This is a genomic window from Nonomuraea polychroma (genome assembly GCF_004011505.1).
Lineage (GTDB): Bacteria > Actinomycetota > Actinomycetes > Streptosporangiales > Streptosporangiaceae > Nonomuraea > Nonomuraea polychroma.
The window spans coordinates 3,461,821-3,481,534 of record NZ_SAUN01000001.1 but is presented as its reverse complement, the minus strand read 5'-3'; the positions used below and the strand labels follow the sequence as shown (position 1 = coordinate 3,481,534).

The following is a 19,714-nucleotide window of genomic DNA, read 5'->3' as shown; positions in this document are numbered from 1 at the left end:
TGGTCATGAGGCTTCTCAGGTTCGACAGCCGAGGAGACACAGGCGGCCCGCCCAGCGGTCTTGAACAGGAGCCGGGCGGACGGGCGGCCCGGCCGGTCCGGCGCGGGTGATGGCCCCGACACCGCCACCCACGCATACGACCTGCCGGTCAGGCGGGCGGCGTGCCCCGCAGCAGCGGATGCGACCGCATCGCCACCTCCAGCTCACCCGGCAGCTCATCACGATAACGCCCCAGCGTCGACAGATCACTGTGCCCCAGCACCCGCCGCACCGCGTCCATGTCCACCGCATCGGCCAGCAAATGCGTCGCCGTCGTGTGCCGCAACCCATGCGGCGTCACCGACCGCCGCTGATCGGGATCCACCCGCGCCTGCACCCGATCGATCACCGCCTGCACGTCACCCCGCGCCAGCCGCCGGCCCCGCCACGACAACAACAACGCCTTGTCCTGCACCGCCGGCCGCCCTCGCTCCAGATACGCCTGCAGCACCCGCGCCACGTCGTCCGGCAACGGCACATCGCGCGTGCGCCCGCCCTTGCCGAAAATCCGCCAATAGCGCACCCCGTCGTTGGTGAAGAAATCCTCCACATTCGCCCGCACCAACTCCGACACCCGCGGCCCGACGGTCGCCAGCAACAACACGATCAGCCCGTCACGCAACTCCGTCCGCTGATCACGCCGCTTACCGGGAGCGGGCGGCTCCACCGTCTGCGCCGCCCCGATCAGCCCCTGAGCCTGCTCCCGCGTCAACGCCCGCCGATGCGGCCGCAACCCGCCCCGCTCCTGAGCCGTCACCGTCGAGGCCGTCATCGGGTTGATCTGCACCCACCCGGCCAGCACCGCGTGCTTGAACAACGCCGAGATCGACCGCCGGAACCGCGCCTGCGACGACGCCGACTGCCCGACCGCCCCCTCCACCGCCCGGCCCGCACCCGGCCCCGCACCGGGTGCCCGCCCGGACCGGCCCGCCGACCGCCCGTCCGGCTTGCGCGCGAACGCCAGCAACACCGCATCCACGTCCTGGCCCGTCAGATCGTCCAGCACCACCTCGGCACCGGCCAGCTCCACCAGCGTCGCCACGTCCCGCGCATAGACCTCCGCCGTCGACGGCGACAACCCACCCGTCACCGTCCTGGCCCGCACCAGCTCCACATAACGATCCGCCGCCTCGGCCACCGTCACCCGCTCGAGCTCCGCAGGCCGCACGCCCGGCCACCCCTCTCCATCTCGGCACCATCACCACCACGCACGGTAACGGCCCTCACCGACAAAAACGCCGGCCGGCAAACCACCGGCCGGCGAATCCGTCACCTCAGATGTCGCGGAACGTCTCGATCCGCGCCCCCAGCGCGTTCAGCCGCTCGGCCAGATCCTCATACCCGCGGTTGATCACGTACACGTTCCGCAGCACCGACGTGCCCTCACCCGCCATCATCGCCAGCAGCACCACCACCGCCGGCCGCAACGCCGGCGGGCACATCATCTCCGCGCTGCGCCACCGCGTCGGCCCCTCCACCAGCACCCGATGCGGATCCAGCAACTTCACCGACGCCCCCAGCCGCGTCAGCTCCGTCAGATAGATCGCCCGGTTGTCGTACACCCAGTCGTGAATCAGCGTCGACCCCTGCGCCGACGCCGCGATCGCCGCGAAGAACGGTACATTGTCGATGTTCAGCCCCGGGAACGGCATCGGATGGATCTTGTCGATGGGGGAGACCAGCTTCGACGGCCGGACCGTCAGGTCCACCAGCCGCGTCCGGCCGTTCGCCGCCGCGTACTCCTGCCCGCGATCGTGATCGAGCCCCATCTCCTCCAGGACCGCCAGCTCGATCTCCAGGAACTCCACCGGCACCCGGCACACCGTCAGCTCCGACGACGTCACCACCGCGGCCGCCAGCAGGCTCATCGCCTCCACCGGGTCCTCGGAGGGGGAGTAGTCGACGTCACGCTCGATCACCGGCTGCCCGTGCACCGTCAGCGTCGTCGTGCCGATGCCCTCCACCTGCACCCCGAGCTGCTCCAGGAAGAAGCACAAGTCCTGCACCATGTAGTTCGACGACGCGTTGCGGATCACCGTCACGCCGTCGTGCCGCGCCGCCGCCAGCAGCGCGTTCTCCGTCACCGTGTCGCCCCGCTCGGTCAGCACGATGGGCCGCGACGGCGACACCCCCCGGTCCACCCGCGCGTGGTAGAAGCCCCCGGTCGCCGTGATGTCGAGCCCGAAATGCCTGAGCGCCGACATGTGCGGCTGCACCGTGCGCGTCCCGAGGTCGCAACCCCCCGCGTACGGGATCTGGAACCGCTCCGTGCGGTGCATCAACGGCCCCAGGAACATGATCACGCTCCGGGTCCGCCGCGCCGCCTCGGTGTCCATCGCCTCCAGCTCCAGCCGCGCCGGAGGAATGATCTCCAGATCGCTGCCCTCGTTGATCCACCGCGCCCGCACCCCGACCGACGCCAGGACCTCCAGGATCCGGTACACCTCTTCGATCCGCGCCACCTTGCGCAGGATCGTCCGCCCGGAGTTCAGCAGCGACGCGCACAGCAACGCCACGCACGCGTTCTTCGACGTCTTCACGTCGATGCTGCCCGACAACCGGCGGCCGCCCACGACCCGCAGATGCATCGGCCCCGCGTACCCGAGGGAGACGATCTCGCTGTCGAGTGCCTCACCGATCCGGGCGATCATCTCAAGACTGATGTTCTGGTTGCCGCGCTCGATCCGGTTCACCGCGCTCTGGGACGTCGCCAGCGCATCCGCCAGCTGCAGCTGCGTCCACCCGCGATGCTGCCGCGCGTCCCGGATGAGCCGGCCGATCCGCACAAGATAATCATCTGCCACAACAGGACCATATCTCACATATGAGATTCACCCGCGCCTCCGGGTGCCGACGCGCCGGACAATTCCCGATGACGCGCCAAATGCCCCGGAGTCGCCACCGGCCGCTCCTTGTGCACGAACGCCCGCCGCGCCGCCCGGAACCCGTGGCGATCGTCGAACATGTCCCGGCTCATCTCCGCCAGCTCTTCTGCCCGGTACGCATCCAGCGGCTTGCGCCGCTCGTCAGCCTCCCGCGCCTGCCGCCGCGCCGCCAGCAGCCGATCATAAGCCGGATCCGCCGACAGCCGCTCAGCGTACTCCAGCACCCGCCGCTCGAACTCCAGCCGCGGCCCGCCCAGCACCCGATCGGCCAGCCCCAGCTCCACCGCCTCGGCCGCCCCCACCGGCAACGCCTCCTGCGTCAACCGCAACGCCTGCTCGGCCCCCACGCGCCGCGGCAGCACGTACGTCCACAGCTCACTGCCGAACAACCCCATCGTCCGATAATGCGGATTCAGCACCACCGCCTCCCGCACCACCACCCGATCGGCGCCCAGCCCCATCATCACCCCGCCGGCACCCGCATTCCCGCCGATCGACGTCACCACCAGCTGCCGCGTGCACGCCACGATCTCCCGGCACACCGCATTGATGGCGTTGATGTTCATCCACGCCTCCAGCTCCGGATGCCGCGCCGCCTCGATCACGTTGAGGTGAATGCCGTTGGAGAACACCTCCCCGCCCCGTACCACCAGCACCCGCGTATCCTGCGCCGCCGCATACCGCACCGCCGAGGCCAGCCGCCGGCACTGCTCGGTCGACATCGCCCCGTTGTAGAAGTCGAAGCTCACCACCCCGACGCCCTCACTGCGGTCATAGGTGATCTCGCTGTAGCCGGACCGCTCCGGCGCGCCCGCCACCAGCTCACCCAACGCCATCGCCGCCGGCAGCTTCACCGCGCCTTCACGTTCCAGCCGCACATGGCCCACCCACACCGTGCCGTCCCCGGTGTGCACGAGCACCGCACCCTCACGCCGCGCCACCACCCGGCCGGGCTCCCCGGCCAGCTCCGGCCCCCGGTACACGTCGAACACCCGCACCGGCAGATCACACAACCGCGTCCGCCCACCCGGAGCCCCGTCCGCCGCCCGCACCCGGCGGACGATGTCCTCACCCGGCTCCTCCCACGCGAACTCACGGTCGGCGTGCCGCATCGCCCGCCGCAACCGCCCTCGCACCTCAGGGGAGCGGTAGTCCAGCGGCACCGGCCGGAACGACGGATCCGCCGCCTTGTCCGCGACCTCCACCACCAGCTCCACCGCGGCATCGGCCACCGGCCCGTTGTACAACGCCGACTTGCGCGGCGCCTCCGCCGGCATCGCGAACGTCCGAAACCCCCAGATCGGACCCGCGTCCATCTCCTCGACCGCCTGCAAGGCCGTCACCCCCCACTCCGGCGCGGCCTCGACGATCGCCCAATCCAGCGACGACGGCCCCCGATCCCCGGGCGGCCCCGGGTGAACGATCACCGTGCGGACCTGCCCCCACACCCGCGACGGCACCCGGTCCTTCAAGAACGGGCAGATCACCAGATCCGGCTTGGCCAGCTCGACCGCCTCCGCCATCACCTCCTCCGACACGGCCAGCTCGACGCTCACGTCATGACCGGCCCGGCGCAACTCCAGCCATGCACGCTGGGTCAGGCCGTTGAAGGAGGAGCACAGCAGCAAGATACGCAACGCCAGACTTCTTTCCGGGAGAGCAGGGGGAGACGACAACGATCACAGGCACAGGCGCGGGCGCGCACATGGTCGGCCGGCCACCGCAGGCCGATCCCACCAGTTCCGCCGATTTACGGCAGCCCCATAAGGCCCATACATGCATCGATGCTGACATGAAAAACCCACTGCCGCTGACATATCAGCGCAAAAACCTGCACCCGACAGCCCCAATTGACCCAATTTGCCCAGAAACGCCCCGTGGTACGCCCACCGGCCAGGGCCGAGATCGCGGAGCGCCACGGACCCTACAGACGTTCCCAAAGGGGAACCGTCAGCGCCACCGGACGGCCGGCCATCACAGGCCAGGTGCACATTGCCGGTCACCTCACCGTGCGGCCGTCCCAGCGCCGGCCGCTTCCTTGAGCTACGGCCTCGCTGTGACGGGTGTGCACGATGGGGGAACGTGGACCTCCCGTACAGGCAGCCGGCGGGCGGGCGTCGCTCGGGACCTTCCTGCGTTATGACCAGCCCCTGGGCCATAGCGTGTGGCCTCCCTTGTCCGCCCTCCACCGCCTGCTCAGCGGAGCCTCACAAGGTGGCACCTGCTTCCGGTGAACGGCTGAGGCACGTCGGCATCAGGTGCGTTGCTCGTCGCCTCGGATGCGGGCGTGCAGGTGCATGTCGTGCCGGCCGTCGGAGTGGACGGCGGCGCTGCGCACGGTAGAACCCGGCCTCGCCCAGCGCCCAGACGCTCAAGGCCGTCAGTGCGCGGGAGGCCTCCTGCGCCCAGGCCTGGCGATACTGGTCGAACCACTCACGGACCTGATCTTCAGACGCGGGTTGACGAGTGTGCCAATGCCGGATCTCGGGGTCCTGGTAAGCGGCGAGGAAGACTGCTGCATCAGAAGGCTCCCAGGGTCGCAAGAGCAGGCCACCCGGGGCGGAAAGCATGGGTTTGCGGGCCAGCGGCAAGGGTTCCGGGGAGGATGGCAGGCGGCGTCGAAAGAGTTGATCGCACGCCGTATCCTCTCCCGCGGCGGCAATGACCTGTGTCAAGTTGCCGCCCGTCGCAACATGCCCCACGTGCTAAAAGAGATCGTCACGCTCTGACCTGCGGAAGAGGCCGGCAAACCCACACGCCGCGCTTCATGCCGGTGCCGCAGGTGCGTGCCGAGCCCGAGGGGCGCACCCGGAGTCGGTCACGGCCTTATCGGTGTCGGTGACGCGCGAGTCGTGCTCGGCCTGTTGCGCGGCGGCGTCTGCCGCCCGCTCTGTGAGCGCACCGTGGCCGGCCGGGAGGGTTCCCCACTCGTCTCGGAGCCGGTCCCGCATCGTCTCGGTGTGGTGGCGTACGGTCTGATGGTCGCGCGTGGCGCGAACCGGCCCACTGTGAAGGCGCCGAGGGTCTGCCTTCTATCGGGTCTTCTGCACGTGGGTGGTGTCGGTGTCGAGGAGGGTGCCGTCGGCGCTGGTCGGCGCGATTTCCGGCACAGGGCTGCCGTGCTGGTCGACAAGGATGGAGTGGGTCTCGCCGGACGCGAAGGCGTGGCGTTCTCCCCACTGTCGCAGGGTGAGGATGACCGGGAAGAGGTCGCGGCCGGCGTCGGTGAGCACGTATTCCTGGCGGCGGCCCGACGGTGCAGTGCGCTGGGCGAGGAGCCCGTGAGCGGTGAGCTTGCGGAGGCGATCGGTGAGGATGTTGCGGGCGATGCCGGTGCGTCGCTGGAACTCGGTGAACGATCGTGCCCCGTCCATCGCGTCGCGGATGACGAGAAGGCTCCACCTGTCGCCGACGAGGTCGAGCGTGCGGGCGACGGGGCAGTCGGGGTCGGTCCAGCCGGGGTTCGGGGCGCGCATGGTGGTGCGCGACATGACACCTCCCGATGAGTTGCGGATTGAAACCATCATGCCGTACGGTCAAATTGGTTGCAAACTGCTACTGATTGGGATTGGAGTGCGATGGACGTGTGGCGGCGGTTGCTGCTCGCGGTGGTGTGTGGTGTCGCCGTGGCGAGCATCTATGCCGCGCAGCCGGTTCTGGGGCCGATAGGACGCGATCTCGGTGTGCCGGCAGAACTCACCGGGTGGATCGTTGCGACCGGCCAGGTCGGCTATCTGGCAGGGCTGGTGCTGTTGGTGCCGCTTGGCGATGTGGTCGACAGGCGCCGACTCATCGCCGTGCACCTGGCGCTCACCGCAGGAGGCATGATCCTGACGGCCTCGGCGTCAGCCGCATGGGTGGCGTTCGCGGGGCTCGCGGCGGCTGGGGTGTTCGCGGTCGTGGTCCAGACCACGGTGGCCTACGCCGCGTCGGTCTCGCCGCCTGCCGAACGCGGACGAAACATCGGTGTCGTGACCTCGGGCGTTGTGGTCGGCATCCTGGGCGCACGGGTCGTCACCGGCACGCTCGCCGAGGTGTGGGGCTGGCGGAGCGTCTATGCCGTGCTCGCGGTGCTGTCACTCGGGCTCGCGGCCCTCGCCCTCGTCGTACTGCCGTCAGAGGAGCGCCCCAACCGACCCGCCGGGTACAGGCAGGCCATCGTCTCACTCGGAGCACTGTTCGGGCAGCGCATCTTCCTGACGCGCGGGCTCATCGCGTTCTTCTTGTTCGCATCGTTCGGAACGCTGTGGAGCGGACTGTCCCTGCCGCTGTCGGACAGGCCGTGGCAGCTGAGCGAGAGCCAGATCGGACTGTTCGGCATCGCCGGACTCGCCGGCGCACTCGGCGCGGCACGCGCGGGACGGTGGGCGGATGCAGGACGGGCGGCCCCGGTCACCGGTCTCGCGCTCACCCTGCTCATCCTCTCGTGGGCAGCGATCGCGCAGCTGCCGTGGTCACTGTGGCTCCTCATCGTCGGAATCGTGGTTCTCGACTTCGCGGTCCAGGCCGTGCACGTGAGCAACCAGCACCTGCTCACCGCCGCGCATCCGGATCGCACCAGCAGCGTCATCGGCAGCTACATGGTCTTCTACTCGCTCGGCTCCGCCCTCGGCGCAGCCGCAACCACCGCCATCCTCACCACCCACGGCTGGGCGGGCTCCAGTCTCCTCGGGGCCGGATTCGCGGCCTGCGCGCTGGCCGTCTGGGCGACCGACAGGCGACCACCCCTCGATAGCGCGAACCTCCGATCCGAGAAAGCAGGCACGCGATGACCTCACCTGACCCGTCTGCCGAAGCCGAGCTGATCGCGGACGCGGACCGACGCGCCCAGCGTTGGCCCGACGAACTCGAAAAGACGACGAGTCAGCCCAGGCACACGGTGCCGCCTGCACGAACATCACAGATGACGTCTCGTGGCAGCTCCCTTACCGACAGGCCGACTACATCAGTGGGACAGACCCCGTACGCGAGCAACTCCGGCAGGAAGCCCAGCGTCTCCTTCAGCAGGCCCAGCGCCTGCTCGATCTCACCTCCGACCCCGTTCAAGCCGCCGCCGACTCCTGAGACGCACACGGGTTACCGACGCGCCCAGTCGTCTCTGACCAGCGAAGACGTCACCCGTGGTGTCTTTCTGCCGTATTCCGGCCGTCCCCCTTCCGGACCAGCCAGGGCGGGGGAGAGGCAGAGGCCGCTGAAGTCCGGCCCACCGTCTTCTTTCAGCGCGATGCCGGGCGCGCAGCTCGCGGCATGCCTGGCGACGGCTGCGACGGCGCTCCTCACAGGGGAAGGCGCACCACTGCGGCCGATCCTGAAGCGACACAAAAGTGGGCAAACGTAACAAACTGCCTATACCAAACAGAATCCCACTTCTGTCTTGTATCGCACTAAATATCCCTATTTGAGCAGCTCTGTCGGTGTCGTGCGGCACGCGCCGGCGCACCGGTCATCACCACGCCTGGGCACGCCGGGGAAGCGGCCTCGCGACCCGCACAGGAAGCGGCCTCACAGGCGGTTGACGAAGCGCGCGGCGGCGCTTTGGCTCATGCCGGTTTCGCCGCGCACGAGGAAGACGGCTTCCTGGATCTGGCCGAGGGCTTTGAGCTCGCGGGCTTGGTCGACCAGGTCGATGCTGGGGTTGGGACGGTTGCGGGGCCGCTGGGTCAGGCGGGCGGCGACGATGATGAGCCAGATGGCGGCTGCGGTGATGACGGCCGTGAGCGCGATGATGCCCGGGGTCGTGATCTCCAGGGGTGGCATGGAGTGCGTCTTCCCAGGAGTTCGGGGTTTATGCGATGGTTCGTTAGTTGCTTGATAATGGACATTATGTCAAGTAACGCTGGTTCGGGGGCTCCCCGGCACTCCCTCGACGGTTGAGGACAGAGGGTCTAGTGATGAATGTCTCTTCCGTCCCTACAGGGCGAACCGGTCGCTCCGGGAGCCGGCGGCGGGAGGCGGCGGCGGCGCGCTGAGCGGCGCATTTGCCGCCCCGCGTCCCGCCGTGTGGGTCGTCGCCGTGCCGGGCCGGCGGTTTGACGGTGGCTTTGACCTTGTGTTGATTCGCTGTCTTTGGCGCCGGGTCTGGTCATAGGGTGGAGCTCCTGCTATTCGCGCCGCGAGAGGAGCAGCACGTGGGGAGCCAGTCGGTGCTATGCCCGATATGTCAAGGTGTACTGCCCGCTTCAGGCAAGGAGGCGTACACCGCGCTCCGGGGGCGCCTGATCGTGACCAACGGGTACTGCGGGGGCGGTTGCGCCGAGCGGCGTGGTGAGGCGGCGGAGCAGACGCAGCAGGTGGCGCGTCCGGAGCCGGTGGTACGCGCGCAGCCGGCGCCGAGGCCGCCCGCGGTGGCCGGTGGGCTTCCTGGTGGTGCGCCGTTGCGGGTGGTGCGATGAGCCGCTCCCCCGTCGCCGGGTCGTGTCAGAGGTGGCCGTCGGCGGTGTGCCAGTAGTCGCGGGTTTCCACGGCGAGCCCGTCGGTGTCGAAGCGGGCGATGACGCAGCCGGCCAGGGTGGTGGGGTGGCCGGCGTTGTCGTGTGCGTGGACGCGGAATTCGATCACGGCGTGGTCTCCGTCGGCGATGGGGGTGGCGAAGGCGACGGTGGGGTCGTTTTCGCCGGCGAAGGACCAGGCGATGTAGTCGGCGATGGCGTGTTTGCCGTGGTGCGGGGGCCGGAACGGCATGCTGGTGTGGACGGCGTCGTCGTGGTAGAGGGCGGTGATGGCGTCGACGTCGTGGTGGGTCCAGCCGTGTTGCCAGGTGTCGGCGAAGCGCTGGGCTGCCGTGCGGGTGTCCATAGCGGTCATTGTGGCCGGTGATCTCCCTGCCCGGTGCCGGGCTGGGTGGTGTAGGGGCGGACGGCGGTGACGGCGGTCACGGGCAGGGGCCCGTACAGGTGGGGGTAGCCGTTTTCGGTGCGGACGTCGAGCCCGGTGGGGTCGATGTCGAGGATCAGCAGCGGTGCGCTGACGTGCAGGTAGTAGGCGGTGTGGACGTCGCGCAGCTGGGCCAGGTCGCGGCTGCAGTGGATGAATCCTTCTTCCTCGAGGGTGCGGCCGAGGGTGGAGATGCGGTACTCCCCCGTGTGCTGGGCGGTGTGCCAGTCGGCGGCCAGGGCGAGGTGGTGGATGGTCATGCCGCCCATTCGGTGTCGAGGATGGCGTAGATGGCTTCGCTGGCCCATTCGCCTTTGACGAATTCGTTGTCGATGAGGGTGGCTTCGCGGCGCATGTGGAGTTTTTCCAGGACGCGGGCGGAGGCGGTGTTGCGGGCGTCGAGGCGGCCGGTGATGCGGTGCAGGCCGAGGTCGTGGAAGCCGAGGTGGAGCATGACGCGGGCGGCTTCGGCGGCGTAGCCGTGGCCGTGGTGGTCGGGGTGGAGGATGTAGCCGATCTCGCCTTGGCGGTGCTCTTTGCTGGTCCAGATGAGCAGGACCGACCCGATGACGCGGCCGTTGTCGGGGCCGGTGTGGCGCAGGGTGATGGCCAGGTCGAGGGCGTCGCCTTCGTCGTGCACCGCGGTGCGGGTGATCTTTTTGTCGAGGAAGGTGCGGGAGGTGTCGCGGTCGCGGGGCTGCCAGTAGAGGTAGCGGGCGACGTCGGGGCGGGATTCGTAGGCGTGGACGGCGTCGAGGTCGGCCTCGGTGAAGGGGCGCAGGAGGAGCCGCTCGGTGGTGATCGGGTAGCGGGGTTGGAGCACGCAGGCAGTGTAGGGAGGGGTCATGGGGGGCGCAATGTGTTTTCGATGGCGAGGGTGAGCAGGCTGCGGGTGTCGTCGAGGGGGCGTTGTTCGACGATGTGTTCCAGCCAGAGGGTTGAGACGGTGGTGTAGAGGAGGCGGGCGCGGGGGTCGGTGTGGCCGAGGTGGAGGGCGTCGGCGATGAGGTGGATGCAGCCGTCGGTCCAGCGGCGGGCGATCTGCCGGAGTGCGGGGTCGCGGCCGGCGTGGACGTACAGCTCCCACAGGCCGAGCTGGCGGGTGCGGTCGGCGGTGGCGAGGTGGTCGGGCAGGCCGGTCAGGCCGTGGTCGGTGATCCAGGTGCGGGTGGTGGCCAGTTCGGTGTCGACGAGCTGGGCGAAGGCTTCGGCCAGGAGCTGGTCGCGGGAGGTGAAGTAGTAGGTGGTGGCGGCCAGGGGCAGGCGGGCGCGCTGGGCGACGGCGCGGTGGGTGATGGCGGCGAATCCCCCTTCGGTGAGCAGGTCGACTGCGGCGTCAAGGAGGGTGGCGCGGCGGCGGCGGCCGCGGGCTTGGGTGGCGGTGTGGGGTGCGGGGGCGGGCTGCCGGTTCACTGGCCACCTGCGAGGTTGAGGACGACGACGCCGCCGACGATGAGGAGGATGCCGGCGATCTTGAGGGGGGTGAGGGTCTCGCCCAGGAAGGCGGCGCCGATGAGGGCGATGGCGGCGGTGCCGGCGCCTGACCAGATGGCGTAGGCGGTGCCCATCTCGAGGTGGAGTTTGAGTGCTTGGGACAGCAGGGTGAAGGAGGTGATGTAGCCGGCGGCGACGAGGAGGGTCCAGCCGAGGTGGGTGAAGCCGTTGCTGAGTTTGAGTGCGGAGGTGGCCAGGACTTCGGAGGCGATGGCGAGGGCGAGCAGGAGCCAGGCCATGGGTGTCCCCCAGGAGGAAAAGTGGTACGGGTGTCCCAGTTTATCCCGGGGGCCGCCGCCGGTCGCGGGGCGGGGGTGGGCGGTGGTCGTGCGGCCGGTGCGGCCTCTCCCCGGCTCTCCCCCGCTTGCGCGATGGGCGGAACTGCTTGAAAACGTAGTCGAATACGTGTTCCACTGGACGGTGTGGGTTGGGACGCGCTTCCGCTTGTTGACGCCGCCGACGATCGTCCGCTGATCGAGCGGCGCGCGGTGGTGCGCGGTGATTTCCTTGAGATGCAGGCCCGCACGATGATCGAGCGGGTGCCGCAGGCCGCGGGCATCGCGCAGCGGTGGGCCGTCTCTCCCTACCGTGGGTGCGCCCATGCCTGCCGCGGCTGTGGCGCCCGCGCGGGTCATCGCCGGCTGGGTTTGGACGCGGGGCGGGATTTCGACACGCGGATCGTGGTGAAGCCGAACGCGGTGGCGCGGTTGCGGGCGGATCTGGCGCGCTGGGGTGGTGAGGAGCTGGCGGTCGGGGTCAGTGGTGACTGCTACCAGGCGGCGGAGGAGACCTACCGGTTGATGCCGGGGGTGATCGGGGCGCTGGCGGAGGCGGGGGTGCCGTTCACCGTCTACACCAAGGGTGCGCTGGTGTTGCGTGATGCCGCGTTGCTGGCGGAGGCGGGAGCGCAGGTGGCGGTGTCGATCGCGTTCGTCGATGAGCGGATCCGGCGGGCCGTGGAGCCGGGCGCGCCGACGGCGCAGGCCCGCCTGGAGCTGGTGTCGTCGCTGGTGGAGGCGGGGGTGGCGGTCCGGGTGCTGATGGCGCCGGTGTTGCCGCTGTTGAGTGATGCGGCCGATCAGCTGGCGGCGACGGTGCGGCGGATCGCGGGGACGGGTGTGCGGGCGGTGGAGCCGGTGGTGCTCCGGCTGCCGCCGGGGACGCGGGCGTGGTATCTGGAGTGGCTGGGGCGGGCGCATCCGCAGTTGGTGACCCGTTATGAGGAGTTGTACGACCGGTCGGGGTTGCCGTCGGCCGATTATGAGGGGCGGATCACGGGGCAGATCGCGCAGTTGTGCCGGGTGTACGGGATGGAGTGCGGCCCGGTGGTGGCGCAGCGGCGTGAGCCTCGGGTGGCGCAGCTGGCGCTGGTTTAGGAGGGCGCTGCCCCCGGCCCGTCCGGCGCGTGACGCTGCCGGGCCTGTCCGGCGTACGGCGGGCTGCCCGGCTCGTCCGGGGCATGGCCGGCCGAGGCGGGCGTGCCCGCTGCTCCCCCGGTTGTCAGGTGGGTGCGGGGGTGGAGCGGGTGGCGAGCTGGTCGAGGGAGACACCGAGCACGTCGGCCAGCGCGGCGATGGTGAAGAACGCGGGTGTGGCGATCCGGCCGGTTTCGATCTTGCGGAGGGTCTCGGCGGACATGCCGGCGGCCGCGGCGACCTCGACGATGCTGCGCTCGCCGCGGGCTTGGCGCAGCAGGTGGCCGAGGTGTTCGCCGCGCAGGCGTTCCTCGGGAGTGAGCGGAGGTCGTACCATGCCTCCATTCTACACCCCCGGGATATCAATACCGGTATTGTTATCGTTGGGTTAGGGGCAGGATGGTTCGGGGGCGTTGGGGCGAGGATGAGGATGTCGCCCTGGCCGGGGCCGTTCTTGAGCTCGATGATCGCCGTGTGGGTCTTGGCGCGGGTGACGATGCGCGCGTTGTGCCGGGGCGCGGTCTGCTCGGGGGTTGGGCAGCATGATCTGTTCGTAAGCAGCGGTGGCCTGGCCGAGGTCGGGGTGGGTCGCGATGGCTGTGGCCAGGTCGCTGCCGTCGATCAGGGCGAGGTTGGCGCCGATGCCGAAGGGCGGCATGAGGTGGGCGGCGTCGCCGAGCGAAGATGGGGTGCCGGCCGGTGAACACCTCGCTCAGGTAGTCGCACGCGGGATGCAGAGGCTCGCGGACGGGCCGAAGAACCTGACCGAGAGGTTCTCGAACTGGCTGAAGAAGTAAGCTGGCGTGGCGCTTGATGACCATGTGGTCGCCGGTGTCGAGGTCATGGGTAGTGGATTGGCCGACCGTCACGCGGGTGGAACTCAGCGGTAGCGGGCGATCATGGGGCCGAAGTTCTTGCCATAGGCGAGGCCGACTGCGTAGACCGTCCTCGTCCCGGGCACCGCGCTCACCGCGGAGACGCCGACCTCGCGCCTGCGGTTCGCCCCCGCCATCGGCGGTATCTCGGTCCGGCTGCCGTCGGGCGCGACACGGATGGTTCCGCTCAAGCCGCTCTCGGCGGCCTCCGAGTCGACCAGGATGATCCCGTTTGCGCCGTCGGAGCCGGACGCGCTGACGTCGGCCGAGCCCGGAACCAGCGACCAGGCCATGCCGTCCCAGCGCATGGCGATCGTGGTACTGCTGCTGCCGTCCTCGTAGTCGAACACCGTGCGGGTGCCGATCGCCCACACGTTGCCGGGACCGTGGGCGACGACCTGGGTGAGCATGATCGACGGGATGCTGCCGTCCGGCTTGCCCTGGCTGTTGATCTCCTTGCTCGGCGTGCGGTCCTCAGGCGCGGGGACCAGCTGCCATGACCGGCCGTCCCAGCGCATGGTCGCCGCCTGTGAGCCGGAGCTCCCCTGCGCGAGCGGCTGGCTGGTGCTGCCGACCGCCCACACCTGGTCGGGCGTCGCGGCCGACACCGACGCCGCCCAGGCGGGCAGGCGCATGACCGTCCAGGCTCGCCCGTCCCAGTGCGCGGCGTGATCTCCAACCACCAGCCACATGTCGTCGGGCGCGAGGGCGGTGGCACCGGCCCGCTCGCCCCGGTCGTAGTCCATGTCCGGTAGCGGGACCCTGCTCCAGCGCTCGCCGTCCCAGTGGTGCGCGGCCAAAGCGGAGGTGGCGGCGAAGATCCAGGCGTCGCGCGGTCCGGTCGCCACCAGCGCGGGAAACCTCTCGTAATCTTTGGAGTCCCACGTCACCTCGGGTGCAGGGCGCTCGCGCCAACGCTGGCCGTCGAAGTGCAGGAGCAGCAGTTGGCCGGTGCCTTCGTCCGGGCTGCCGAGCGCCCACACGTCGCGCGGGCCGCTGGCTGCGACCGCATTCAGCCGGATTCCGCGCTGGTCGCCGACGTACTCGAGCCGCCAGCCCCGGCCCCGGGTCGTACGGACTGGAGAGGGTTTGGGGGTTGCCGCGGCGACGCTGGGGGAGGTGGCGGTCGGCGCGGGTGCACCGCGGGGCGGCGGCACGGCGGCGCACCCCGCGCCTAGGATGGCAGCTGCGCATAACGCGGCCAGGCGCTTGGCGCTCAGAGCACGCGATGCTTGAGATGGGCGGTGACCTCGTTGAGCGGTTCCCCACGACACCAGCGTGGCGGCCTCTGCAACGATCTCCAGATCTGACACGTCTACAAACCCCCTACGCCGTGTGCGACTCCCCGGCAGTGTACGGAGCGCCACTCGCACCCAAGTCAGCACTCAAGCGAGCAGGGGCCGTCCGCTTGGTCTGCTGCCCATGTACGCTCCAGAACCAGGCAGGAGCCCACGCGAACGGCGGTGATGGCGGGAGGATGAGTGGAACTCCGGCAGCTTCAGTACTTTGTCGCGGTCGCGGAAGAGGGTGGCTTCGCCCGGGCCGCCGAACGCCTCAACATCGTGCAGTCCGCGGTGAGCCAGCAGGTCCGCAGGCTCGAACGCGAGCTGGGGGTGAGGCTGTTCGACCGCTCCACCCGCCATGTGCGCCTCTCGGCTGCGGGAGAGCGGCTGCTGCCGGAGGTGCGGACCGTGCTGGGGGCGGCGGATCGTCTGCGAGGGGTGGCGGCCGGCATCGCCGACGGTACCGACGGCGTCCTGCGGCTGGGCGCGATCCACAGCACGGGAGACCGGCTCTCCCGCGGCCTCGCCGAGCTGGCCGTGATCGCACCCCGGCTCCGGGTGCGGCTCAAGCAGGCCCCGCCGGCCGAGCGGCTGGCCGCAGTCCGGGAGGGACGGCTGGAGGCCGCCTTGGTCCGCGCTCAGGCGGCAGTGCCCGGCCTGCGGCTTATCCCCGTGTGGACCGATCCCTTGTTCGCCGCGCTCCCCGCCGACCACGTGCTGGCCGCTGAGCCTCGGCTGCGTCTGGAACAGCTCGCCTGCCTGCCGCTGCGGCTGGCTCCGCGCGAGAAGAATCCGCCCTTCCACGATCTGATCACCGCGGCCTGCCGCGCCGCCGGTATCGCACCGCCGCCGGGACCGCCGTTCACCAGTCTGCGCGAGACGCTCTCCGAGATGGCCACCGACGCTCCCTCCTGGACCGTCTTCTACGAGGTCTCGGGATTTCCTTCCGTACCGGGAATCGCCGTCCGCCCGCTGGCCGAGCCCGCCGTCGTGACCTCTCTCGCCGTCCGCGCCGCACCGCTGGCTGCTCCGATCAGACAGCTCCTCACCGCGCTCAAGCCCCAGCTGCTACCGGGCCAGGCGCCATCGGCTACGGGCGGGGACCCAGGCGGATGAGCCGGGCCTGCGGCCGCTTCGGGAAGGGACTACTGCCGGGGTGGGCGTACCCGGGTCAGCGCCACCACCGCCGCGATCAAGGGGAAGCAGGCGGTGGCGGCGACTGAGCCGGGCAACCCCATCCATGGGGCCAGCGCCCCTGCGACGGCGGAGCCGATGCCGCCGCCGACGAAGAAGGTGAGGTTGAGCAGCCCCATCCCGGCGCCGCGCCGGGGAATCGGCAGCCGGGCCGACATCTCCCCGGTGATGACCACCTGGGTGACGGCGAACGACGCCAACGCCAGCGAGGTCGCCGCGACGAGGATGTACGGGCCGCCGCCCGCCGTACCGGCGATCGCCATGGCGGCCGCAGTGGCGGCGGCGACGCCTGCCAGGAGCCGGCGGCTTGTCACGGTTCCGAGCCTGCTTGCCCTCCGCGATGACACGGCGCCCAACACGGCACCCGGCAGCAGGGCGAATCCGATGGACAGCACAGCCCAGCCGTAGGTCTTGCCCAGGATCTGGGGTGCCGCGTACATCATGGCGAACAGGCCGCCGTAGACGCCGGTACCGATGAGCGCCGCCAGCCAGAACCCCGCGTCGGTTGCCACCGGCAGCGGCACGAAACCCTCCGGACGGCGTCGTACCCGCCGGTTCAGGCCCAAGGCGCACAGCGCGACCACGCCCCCGATCGCCGCGACGGCCCCAAGCGGCAGGCTCAGCGCCTGCGACTGGATCAGCAACACCAGCGAACTGACCGCGAGCGTGAGCAGGGCCGCGCCGATCGCGTCGATCGGCCGACGCGAGCCCCGCCTGGTGGCCAGGGGCACACAGAACGGCACGGCGAGCAGGGAGAGCGCCGGGAGGACCAGCGTGACCCGCCACGACAGCCAGGTGGTCGCGATCCCGCCGGCCAGTGTGGCGCCGGCTGCGAAGATCGCCATGATCCCGCCGTACGTGGCCAGCAGCTTGGGCCGCTCGGCCGTGTCGGCAGCGGCCAGGAGAGCCAGGGCGCAGGAGGTCATCGCGCCCGATCCGGCCGCCAGGACCAGACGGCCCGCTATCAGCAGGCCCAGGTTCGGCGCGGCGAAGCAGGCCAGCGTGCCGGCGGCGAGAACGAATGAACCGACGGCCAAGGCCGCCCGGACTCCCCACGAGTCGGCCAGCCGCCCGAACACCGCGGTGCCGATGCCCAGCGCGAGCGCATGGACGGTGAGGACCCAGGCCACGGCGGGCCCGGCACGCAAGGCGAGCGCCACCTCCGGCAGGGCCACACCGGCCGCTGTGACGCCGAACACGGCGGGCCCGAACAGCGTGCCAAGCCGGATGGCGGCCGAGACGGCCCCGACCGAGACGGCCGCCTTGGCGGACGCTCGATCGACAAGCCTGGATGTCATGGCTGCCTTCTCTCTTCCCGAACGATCCCGGTCATCGGGCCCGCGCCCGCGGCCAGGCCGTGGAGTCGGCGAAGTGGACGTCGAAGCGGTCCTGCTCGGGCAGCAGGCTGTCAAAGGAGTCCTGGCCGTGCGAGATCCGCCCGAGCCGCCTGAAGTATTCGAACCGCTCGACCCCGGGCGCCATGATCACGAGCAGGTCGGCCGTCGAGTCCGGGGCCGCGCCGAAGGCGTGGACCACCTTCGGCGGAACGGCGACCAGGCTTCCTCGCCCAGCGGTGACGATCCGCTCGCCGAGCAGGAACTCCGTCGTCCCTGCGAGCACGTAGAACAACTCTGACGACAATGCGTGGTAATGCGGCTTGGCGCCGTCGACGCCAAGGCTCAGCGTGAGGCGGTTCGCGCTGAACGCGCGGCTGGTCGCGCTGGCGTCGACCAGCAACCGGAACGCACCCCCTTGCGACAGCTCCACCACTTCCGCCGAACCCTCTGGGACGACCACCGCATCCCAGGTGTGAGGGCTGGTCAAAGACATCTCGGCTCCTTCCTGATGATCTCGTCCATTGCATCGCTGGGTCATCCCAAGGAGCCAGAAGCAATCCGAACCGGCAGATATCACCGATCGAGATAAATGCGTCGAGACCAAGCTGGAGCGCATCGAGCACACCCTGACCCAGCGGCCGGAGCTGCCCACCCGTACGTGCTGGCGGCCCAACGTCGTGAACGCCCCCCGTCCCCAGCGAGTAAGGCATCCGCTGGGGCCGTGGCCCATCCCCCTTCTCGGTCGCGCTCGCAGGGTGGGGTCACCGATTCGGTGTTCAGGCAGGAACATGCCGGGCCCGGCAGATAGGTGCCGGGCGTTTCACGTGTGTCGACCAACCCCTCCGACCTGGGCAAACGATCCAGGCCACAGCTCGGGAAAGGCCGAAATGCCTGGTCACACAGCCCGCGCTCGCCACGGTTGACCGAGATCGTTGACCCCGATTACGGTCCGACCCGTAATCGGGGCGCGGTCAGCGGAGCGCCGTGGTCGCCCCTCCCCCGGCAACCCTGAAGGAGCCGTCCAGTGGTCAGTGTCCGTCCAACGAGCCGCCGCGGATTAGCGATCTTCGCCTCCACGATCGCCGTGGCCACGCTCTCCCTGAGCCCTGCCGTTCCCGCGAGCGCGTACGACCGCCCGCTCGCTCCCCTTGCCGACACGTCCGAACCGGTGGAGCCACCGGAAGAGGCCATCAAGCGCATCGAGGATCTCAACCGGAGGATGGTCAAGGACCCGGCGCAGTGGGCCGGCGTCTGGTACGACAAGGCGAGCGAGCAGGTGGTCGCCGCCCTTCCGCCCAGCGCGTCGGCACGTACCCGGTCCACCGCCCGATCCGCGGTCGGCGCGGCAGGCGCCACGCGTACGGCCGCCCGCAGCTTCGCGGACCTGCAACGGCTGGCCAACGAGATCATCGCGCTCGATACGGTCGCCTCGGTCCCCATCGCCAGCACGGGAATGGACTGGGAACACAACGCTGTCCGCGTCGGCCTGGAGACCGTCACCGACGAGGCCAGGGCGCAGCTGGCCGCCAGGTATGGCGATGCAGTCACGGTTCATCAGGAAACCAGACCCAGCCTGCAGGACGGGCCTGACCGCTGGCGTGACCGGTATCCCTACTGGGGCGGCTCCGGCTGGGGGATCCCGGGGAGCCCGGTCGGTGAAACGTCTGGTTGCTCCACGGCGTTTGCGATGATGCGCCCGGACCGCTCGAAGAAGTTCCTCGTCACAGCCGGACACTGCAACAGCCCGACCCCCCTGGACGCGGCGACGGCGAACACGGCCGCCACGGTCTGGGACAACGTCATCGGCACCAGCAAGGGCTACCAGAACTCACTGTGCGCGTCTACGGGCGACAGTTGCGACATCGGCTCCACGAAGTACGGCGACATCTCGGTGATCCGCGTGTCCGGCGTCGAGCCTCGCATCTACAGCGGTGGCGCCCGTGCGACGACCTCGGTCCCCGTGGTGTCGACGCAGACCGGCCACCCGGCCGTCGGTGACTCGATGTGCGTGAGCGGGGGCACGACCGGCACGACATGTGGCTACAAGGTCGTGGACAACTTCGTGACGGTGACATACGACAACGGCCAGACGATGTCACCGGTGGTCAAGACCACCAACTACACCGGTGCCTGCACCAACGGAGGCGACTCGGGTGGCGCCGTCTACAAGCCCGTGCAGGGAGGTGCGCGCGCCTCGGGCATCCACAGTGGCAGCAACCGTAGTCCGGGGGACTGCGTCGAGTACTACACCTCCATCTACTACGCGCAACAGCTCTTCGACGCGGTGACCGTGACGTCCTGACCCACGGCCACCGCGGC

At 69.9% G+C, this 19,714-nt stretch carries 21 protein-coding genes; 5 read left to right on the top strand and 16 right to left on the bottom strand.

Going from position 1 to position 19,714, the window contains the following annotated elements:
* Positions 1-148 precede the first annotated feature (148 nt).
* The 5 genes from EDD27_RS57730 to EDD27_RS15570 form a co-directional block, all read right to left on the bottom strand.
* Positions 149-1,207 (bottom strand): tyrosine-type recombinase/integrase, encoded by a 1,059-nt coding sequence (locus tag EDD27_RS57730; protein ID WP_127933085.1) that lies wholly within the window; start codon positions 1,205-1,207, stop codon positions 149-151.
* A 106-nt stretch (positions 1,208-1,313) separates the two neighbouring features.
* Positions 1,314-2,843, bottom strand: a complete 1,530-nt coding sequence (locus tag EDD27_RS15585) for a helix-turn-helix domain-containing protein (protein ID WP_127933084.1) — start codon at positions 2,841-2,843, stop codon at positions 1,314-1,316.
* Between the two features lie 14 nt (positions 2,844-2,857).
* The gene (locus EDD27_RS15580; protein ID WP_127933083.1) at positions 2,858-4,561 is read right to left on the bottom strand and encodes an enoyl-CoA hydratase-related protein; all 1,704 of its coding nucleotides are present in this window, start codon (positions 4,559-4,561) and stop codon (positions 2,858-2,860) included.
* Between the two features lie 570 nt (positions 4,562-5,131).
* A complete protein-coding gene (locus tag EDD27_RS58630; protein WP_421917281.1) occupies positions 5,132-5,494 on the bottom strand; it encodes a GNAT family N-acetyltransferase in 363 nt (120 codons plus the stop codon).
* Positions 5,495-5,956: 462 nt separating this feature from the next.
* Positions 5,957-6,415 (bottom strand): winged helix-turn-helix transcriptional regulator, encoded by a 459-nt coding sequence (locus EDD27_RS15570; protein WP_127933082.1) that lies wholly within the window; start codon positions 6,413-6,415, stop codon positions 5,957-5,959.
* 87 nt (positions 6,416-6,502) lie between these two features.
* Here EDD27_RS15570 and EDD27_RS15565 point away from each other — a divergent pair, with 87 nt between their 5' ends.
* Positions 6,503-7,696, top strand: a complete 1,194-nt coding sequence (locus tag EDD27_RS15565) for an MFS transporter (protein ID WP_127933081.1) — start codon at positions 6,503-6,505, stop codon at positions 7,694-7,696.
* 91 nt (positions 7,697-7,787) lie between these two features.
* Here the strand turns inward: EDD27_RS15565 and EDD27_RS15560 are convergent, their stop codons facing one another.
* The 7 genes from EDD27_RS15560 to EDD27_RS15530 all read right to left on the bottom strand — a co-directional run bounded on the left by EDD27_RS15560 (position 7,788) and on the right by EDD27_RS15530 (position 11,530).
* Positions 7,788-7,970 (bottom strand): hypothetical protein, encoded by a 183-nt coding sequence (locus tag EDD27_RS15560; RefSeq protein WP_127933080.1) that lies wholly within the window; start codon positions 7,968-7,970, stop codon positions 7,788-7,790.
* A gap of 456 nt (positions 7,971-8,426) precedes the next feature.
* The gene (locus tag EDD27_RS15555) at positions 8,427-8,681 is read right to left on the bottom strand and encodes a hypothetical protein (protein ID WP_127933079.1); all 255 of its coding nucleotides are present in this window, start codon (positions 8,679-8,681) and stop codon (positions 8,427-8,429) included.
* 660 nt (positions 8,682-9,341) lie between these two features.
* Positions 9,342-9,719, bottom strand: coding sequence for a nuclear transport factor 2 family protein (locus tag EDD27_RS15550; RefSeq protein WP_127933078.1), 378 nt, complete (start codon positions 9,717-9,719; stop codon positions 9,342-9,344).
* 5 nt (positions 9,720-9,724) lie between these two features.
* Positions 9,725-10,057: a DUF952 domain-containing protein gene (locus EDD27_RS15545; RefSeq protein ID WP_241564058.1), complete on the bottom strand. Its 333-nt coding sequence runs from the start codon at positions 10,055-10,057 to the stop codon at positions 9,725-9,727.
* Positions 10,054-10,620 carry a GNAT family N-acetyltransferase gene (locus EDD27_RS15540; protein WP_127933076.1) on the bottom strand — a complete coding sequence of 189 codons (567 nt, stop codon included), beginning with the start codon at positions 10,618-10,620 and terminating at the stop codon, positions 10,054-10,056. The genes EDD27_RS15545 and EDD27_RS15540 overlap by 4 nt, the downstream gene beginning before the upstream one ends.
* Positions 10,621-10,640: 20 nt before the next feature.
* A complete protein-coding gene (locus tag EDD27_RS15535) occupies positions 10,641-11,210 on the bottom strand; it encodes a TetR/AcrR family transcriptional regulator (protein ID WP_127933075.1) in 570 nt (189 codons plus the stop codon).
* Complete coding sequence (locus tag EDD27_RS15530) at positions 11,207-11,530, bottom strand: DMT family transporter (protein ID WP_127933074.1); 324 nt, start codon at positions 11,528-11,530, stop codon at positions 11,207-11,209. Before EDD27_RS15530 ends, EDD27_RS15535 begins: the two co-directional genes overlap by 4 nt.
* Before the next feature lie 183 nt (positions 11,531-11,713).
* On the opposite strand from EDD27_RS15530, the gene EDD27_RS15525 reads away from it, so the two are divergent.
* Positions 11,714-12,667, top strand: coding sequence for a radical SAM protein (locus EDD27_RS15525; protein WP_241564057.1), 954 nt, complete (start codon positions 11,714-11,716; stop codon positions 12,665-12,667).
* Positions 12,668-12,791: 124 nt separating this feature from the next.
* Here the strand turns inward: EDD27_RS15525 and EDD27_RS15520 are convergent, their stop codons facing one another.
* A complete protein-coding gene (locus EDD27_RS15520) occupies positions 12,792-13,043 on the bottom strand; it encodes a helix-turn-helix domain-containing protein (RefSeq protein ID WP_127933073.1) in 252 nt (83 codons plus the stop codon).
* Positions 13,044-13,160: 117 nt separating this feature from the next.
* Between EDD27_RS15520 and EDD27_RS15515 the strand changes: the two genes are divergently transcribed.
* Positions 13,161-13,409, top strand: coding sequence for a hypothetical protein (locus EDD27_RS15515; protein ID WP_127933072.1), 249 nt, complete (start codon positions 13,161-13,163; stop codon positions 13,407-13,409).
* 177 nt (positions 13,410-13,586) lie between these two features.
* On the opposite strand, the gene EDD27_RS15510 is transcribed toward EDD27_RS15515, so the two are convergent.
* Positions 13,587-14,738: a hypothetical protein gene (locus EDD27_RS15510; RefSeq protein ID WP_127933071.1), complete on the bottom strand. Its 1,152-nt coding sequence runs from the start codon at positions 14,736-14,738 to the stop codon at positions 13,587-13,589.
* A 324-nt stretch (positions 14,739-15,062) separates the two neighbouring features.
* Between EDD27_RS15510 and EDD27_RS15505 the strand changes: the two genes are divergently transcribed.
* Positions 15,063-15,980 carry a LysR family transcriptional regulator gene (locus tag EDD27_RS15505; protein ID WP_127933070.1) on the top strand — a complete coding sequence of 306 codons (918 nt, stop codon included), beginning with the start codon at positions 15,063-15,065 and terminating at the stop codon, positions 15,978-15,980.
* Between the two features lie 29 nt (positions 15,981-16,009).
* On the opposite strand, the gene EDD27_RS15500 is transcribed toward EDD27_RS15505, so the two are convergent.
* Together EDD27_RS15500 and EDD27_RS15495 are read right to left on the bottom strand one after the other, a co-directional pair.
* Positions 16,010-17,356, bottom strand: coding sequence for an MFS transporter (locus EDD27_RS15500; protein WP_127933069.1), 1,347 nt, complete (start codon positions 17,354-17,356; stop codon positions 16,010-16,012).
* A gap of 31 nt (positions 17,357-17,387) precedes the next feature.
* A complete protein-coding gene (locus tag EDD27_RS15495; RefSeq protein ID WP_127933068.1) occupies positions 17,388-17,888 on the bottom strand; it encodes a cupin domain-containing protein in 501 nt (166 codons plus the stop codon).
* Positions 17,889-18,419: 531 nt separating this feature from the next.
* Between EDD27_RS15495 and EDD27_RS15490 the strand changes: the two genes are divergently transcribed.
* Positions 18,420-19,697, top strand: a complete 1,278-nt coding sequence (locus EDD27_RS15490) for a chymotrypsin family serine protease (RefSeq protein WP_127933067.1) — start codon at positions 18,420-18,422, stop codon at positions 19,695-19,697.
* Positions 19,698-19,714 lie beyond the last annotated feature (17 nt).

What these genes read in the sequence shown, in the direction of transcription:
- EDD27_RS15565 (WP_127933081.1), top strand. Translation starts at nt 6,503, where the DNA reads ATGGACGTGTGGCGGCGGTTGCTGCTCGCGGTGGTGTGTGGTGTCGCC.
- EDD27_RS15495 (WP_127933068.1), bottom strand. Translation starts at nt 17,888, where the DNA reads ATGTCTTTGACCAGCCCTCACACCTGGGATGCGGTGGTCGTCCCAGAG.
- EDD27_RS15500 (WP_127933069.1), bottom strand. Translation starts at nt 17,356, where the DNA reads ATGACATCCAGGCTTGTCGATCGAGCGTCCGCCAAGGCGGCCGTCTCG.
- EDD27_RS15550 (WP_127933078.1), bottom strand. Translation starts at nt 9,719, where the DNA reads ATGGACACCCGCACGGCAGCCCAGCGCTTCGCCGACACCTGGCAACAC.
- EDD27_RS15545 (WP_241564058.1), bottom strand. Translation starts at nt 10,057, where the DNA reads ATGACCATCCACCACCTCGCCCTGGCCGCCGACTGGCACACCGCCCAG.
- EDD27_RS15530 (WP_127933074.1), bottom strand. Translation starts at nt 11,530, where the DNA reads ATGGCCTGGCTCCTGCTCGCCCTCGCCATCGCCTCCGAAGTCCTGGCC.
- EDD27_RS15570 (WP_127933082.1), bottom strand. Translation starts at nt 6,415, where the DNA reads ATGTCGCGCACCACCATGCGCGCCCCGAACCCCGGCTGGACCGACCCC.
- EDD27_RS15520 (WP_127933073.1), bottom strand. Translation starts at nt 13,043, where the DNA reads ATGGTACGACCTCCGCTCACTCCCGAGGAACGCCTGCGCGGCGAACAC.
- EDD27_RS15555 (WP_127933079.1), bottom strand. Translation starts at nt 8,681, where the DNA reads ATGCCACCCCTGGAGATCACGACCCCGGGCATCATCGCGCTCACGGCC.
- EDD27_RS58630 (WP_421917281.1), bottom strand. Translation starts at nt 5,494, where the DNA reads ATGCTTTCCGCCCCGGGTGGCCTGCTCTTGCGACCCTGGGAGCCTTCT.